Annotated in this window: 1 protein-coding gene; it reads left to right on the forward strand. The window is 46.9% G+C overall.

Annotation, left to right across the window (positions count from 1 at the left end):
• The coding region (locus tag ACUVJL_RS39465; protein ID WP_445250798.1) for a DUF4347 domain-containing protein at positions 1-4,909 on the forward strand (4,909 nt) is incomplete at both ends.

Consider the following 4,909-nt stretch of genomic DNA (forward strand, 5'->3'; position numbering starts at 1 on the left):
CCGGGATGCGATCGACCAAATTACTCAAATTTTAGGCGATCGTACCAATATAGACAGCATCCACATAGTTTCTCACGGTGCTCCCGGCAGCTTGCAACTCGGCGACGTTCGCTTTAGTTTAGAGGATATAGAGTGCGATCGAAATTCTTTACAGCAGTGGTTTTCGCAACGAACCGACTCAAGGAGCAAAAATCGACCCAATATCCTCCTGTACGGGTGCTGTGTAGCAGCAGGCGAGACAGGTAAAACATTTGTCAAACGCTTGAGTGAGTTAACCGGGGCAAGAGTTGCAGCTTCCGAAAACCTCACGGGAAGTGTAGCAAAGGGCGGCGACTGGGAACTGGAAGTGAGCACCGGGAAAATTGAAACACCGCTGGTATTTGAAGCCGAAGTATTGGCGAATTACGAACACGTTTTGAATAGTTTTGGTGTGGCGACTAATTTTGGTGCAGGGCCCTTTCCTGTCTCAGTCGGTGTCGGTGATTTTAATGGCGACACCAAACCAGACTTAGCTATTAGTAACGTGGGCGGTCCCGGAGGCGCAAGTCCAGGCACATCAATTCTGTTAGGAAATGGCACGGGTAGCTTTGGCACCGCTATTAAGTTGGCACAGGGGGACAGGGCCCTCGCTGTCGCTAAATTTAATACAGATATATATGACGACTTGGTTGTAGATGACGGTTCTGTGTTTTTTGGGAGTAGCAGTGGCTTGGGTGCTCCCGTCAATGTATCTTTAGACCCTGTAAGTTCAGCTAACTACATTGCTGCGGAAGATTTTAACGGCGACGGCCGGACAGACTTAGCTTTAGAGAATTCCTCTGCCCCAGGTGTCCCCTCTAATAAGAGTGCCGTCTCAATTCTATTGCAGAATCTTGATGGCACTTTTGCGCCTCCTCAAAACTTTGTGGTAGAAGAAGGGGGTAAATCTATTGCCGTAGGTGATTTTGACGGCAACGGCACAAAAGACTTGGCTATGACGAACGAATACACTAACAGCCTTTCAATTCTACCGGGGAGTGGCAATGGCAGTTTTGGGGCTGCCAATAGTATTACAGTGGGGTCGCGATCCTATTCGGTGGCTGTGGGTAAGTTTAACAATGACTCCTTCTCCGACTTGGCTGTGGCGAATCTTGACTCTAACAGCATCTCAATTTTGCTCGGGAATGGTAGTGGGGGCTTTACTAATACGGAAATTCCAGTGGTTTCTCCCATTTTCGTCACTGTTGCGGATCTCAATGGTGACTCCAAGCAAGACTTGGCTGTCGCGGGCAATGGGAAGGTTTCAACTCTGTTGGGGAATGGCGACGGCACATTTACCAAGACTGCTGATTTAGATGCGGGATCGTCGAATACTGCTGTTATTGCGAAGGATTTGAACGGGGACGGTTTGCCTGACTTAGCCACCACCAACTTCGGTCCTGGCAAAGTTTCGGTGCTGCTAAATACACCCAATACAGTTAATTTTGGTACTGCAACTTACAGCGGTACTGAAGGAACAACAGACACAGTAGTTAATATTCCCGTCACTATCAGCGGCGGCACTCCCTTTGCCGATGTAGTTGTACCAATTGTCATCGACCCCAGCAGCACAGCCACCGAAAATTCAGACTACACCATTTCCCCTACATCGATTACATTCCCTGCAGGTGCAACAGGTGCCGCACTCACCAAGAATATTGCAGTTACTATCAAACCCGACAATCTCCCTGAAAACGCCGAAACCGCAATTCTCAACTTGGGCACAATCACCGGAGGCGTTGCAGGTACCACAAAAAAAACAACATTAACTATTGCAGCCAACGGTCAACCTTCAAGCCTGAGTCCGTACCAAATCGACCTCAAAACAGGCACAATTACTGGTGGGCCAAACCAGTTTATTTCTCTAGTCAATACCCCTACGGACTCAAACGCAGACAGTTGGTTAGAAGCGGTAGCCAAAATCAATTTTAGCGGCAACATCAAAAAAGCCAAATTTATCGTTGAATACGATAAAACCCCCTCAGGATGGACGGTAAATCTCGGCGACTCTGCGTCAAACGATGGCTATGGAGGGGATGCAAGCACTCAAAGCCGCGATGCCGAGATGCAGATTGTTAACGGCAATATGAGCGTTAACGGGAATGACTACAATACACCCGCTGGCGGATTCCTTAGCCAAGGAAATGTGCCTAACTTGGTCAGCAACGGTTCCCGCCTCGAGTTAGAAGTCAGCAACGAAAAACTTGCCTGGGATAACAAAAGCGGACTACAAAATAGCTTGACTTCGCCGTATCTTTACGCCCTCAACGGTCAACCTGATGCTACTGGGCCTGTCAATTCGGAAATTTACGCGGGATTTAACAGGGTGATTTCTGGACCTTTCGATCGCATCGGATCAGGTGCTAGCAAGGTAACAATTCTGCTTAATCCCATCGACTACGCAATTAGTGCTGGTACTGCGACCGTTACTGAAGGCAACTCTGGCAAAACTGCTGCCACTTTTACTGTTACCCGCAGCGGTTCCACAGAGTTGACAAGTAGCGTCAATTATACGATCGCTGGAACTGCTAGCAACGTCAGCGACTACAACAACATCGGCGGCACATCCGGTGCCACTGGCGCGACTGGTTCGATTAATTTTGCAGCGGGCGAGACATCGAAAACCATTACTCTTGATGTTTTAGGCGATGTCGCGATCGAACCCAATGAAACCATTAATGTTACGCTCTCAAATCCCTCGGGATTAAATTCTACACCGACAATTACCACTGCTACCGCTACCACAACTATTACTAATGATGATGTAGCGCCACCGACTCCGACGCCAACGCCGACACCAACACCAACGCCGACAACAGGCACTCCCACACCAACGCCGACACCAACGCCGACAACAGGCACTCCCACACCAACACCCACACCAACGCCGACGCCGACAACTGGGACTCCCACACCAACACCGACACCAACGCCGACACCGACAACACCTGTTGGTCCCATCGACACGAAGAATTGGTGTGGCGTAGAAGCTGGATTGGATCAACTTGAGAAAATTCTTAACGACCAATTACAGGCAGTTAACCTACCCATTGTCGGCCCTCTCAAGAACATTTCCCCAGATTTTATTGGCAATATCAAGACTAAGTTAGTCGATACGATTAAAAATGTGGGAAATCAAAGTCTGAGTCAGTTAGAAACTAGCCTCCGCACTGCACTGGGTTCGGACTTCAATGTTGCTCTCACTGGGAATTCGAGTTCTGCGGAAAGTACCTTGCTAATTACTCTTGGCAGGCAATATCAGTTTCCCGACACCAATCTATCAAAAAACTTAGGAGTACCGGCATTAAGCTTAGATGTAGATGGAAAAGCCCAATCAAAATACAACTACAACTTGTCCCTAGGAGTTGGTGTTAGTAAAGATTTCGGCTGCTACATAGATACTGACAAGACCAAGTTAACTGCCAACATAGACTTGGGCCTAAATGACCAATTCAAGGCAAAAGGCAACTTAGGTTTTTTCCAAGTTGACCTGGCAAACGATACCAAAAACCCTACTAAAGTCGATGCCAACCTTGAAGTCAAGCTCAATGACTTAGACAATCTGGGCGGCCCGAATGATGGATCTCGCCTCACCTTGCCAGAACTGCAAGGCAACTATCAGTTTAAAGACTTATTCAAAGCCAACTTAACGAGTAATGCTAATCTCGGTTTCACAGCAAAAACCAGCATCAACGGCAATGCTGCATTCCCCTCCTATAACTTCGACTTAGCCGTTAATTGGCCCATCCTGAATTACGCTAACGGTCAATTAACCGGCCCGCAAAAGCCCGCAGTTGCATTTAACAATATGCAACTTGATTTGGGGACATTTGTCAATAATTTTGCCAAACCAATTGTCGGTAAAATTTCCGATGTCATTAAACCATTTCGACCAGTTATCAACTTCCTCAATGCCGACACCAAGTTACTGTCTAAACTCGGTCTAGCGGGACCGTTTGATAAAAATGGGGATGGCAAAGTTAGCGTACTAGAACTGGCAGCAAAAATCTCTGGTCGCGACATCGATACTCGGTTTTTAGATGCGGTTGCCAAGGTTGATAAAGTTGTTGATTTGGCAAACCAAATAGCCAACTCCCCCGATAAAATCGACTTGGGTTCCTACACTCTGGGGAATATAGATGTTGCCGATCAAAGTGCTAACCTTCAGAATGCTTCCCCGGTTTCAAAAACTGCCGTACAGCAAACCGCTAACCAACAAATTAACTCCCAAACAAGCGGCAAGGTCAAGGACTTCTTAAATGCTTTACAAGATATTGATGGCTTTGATTTGCCACTCTTGACCAAACCGGAAACCGCGATTCAATTGCTGATAGGTAAACCGGATGTTCCGGTATTCACCTATCAGATGCCCAAACTGCAATTTGACTTTAATATTCGGAAAGACTTTACGATATGGGGGCCGATCGAGGGTTTAGTTGAAGGCAAGTTTAGTGCTTCAGCTCATCTAGGATTTGGGTACGATACCTACGGATTAACTGAGTGGAAAAAAGCGAATTTTGCTGCGGGTTCTGCTGACAAACTTTTGGATGGATTTTATGTGAGCGATCGCGAAAATGCTGACGGCACAGGACGAGATGTTGACGAACTCAGCCTTGAGGCAAGTATTGCGGTGGGTGCTGGGGTAGATGTGAAAATTGCCGAGGCTTATGTCAAAGGTGGAATTCAAGGAAAAGTCGGCATCGATTTGATAGATATTGGAGAATTCCAACCGAAACAAGGTGGCGACGGAAAAATCCGAACATCGGAAATTACTTCCCGGATCAGCAAACCCTTGGAACTGTTTGATGTAACAGGACAAGTTAATGCTTTCTTGGGTGCTGAAGTTAAGGTAATTTCAGTCAAATTTTGTGAGAAAACTTTCAAAATATTT

The sequence above is a fragment of the Microcoleus sp. OTE_8_concoct_300 genome (assembly GCF_031383065.1).
Classification (GTDB): Bacteria; Cyanobacteriota; Cyanobacteriia; order Cyanobacteriales; family Microcoleaceae; genus Microcoleus.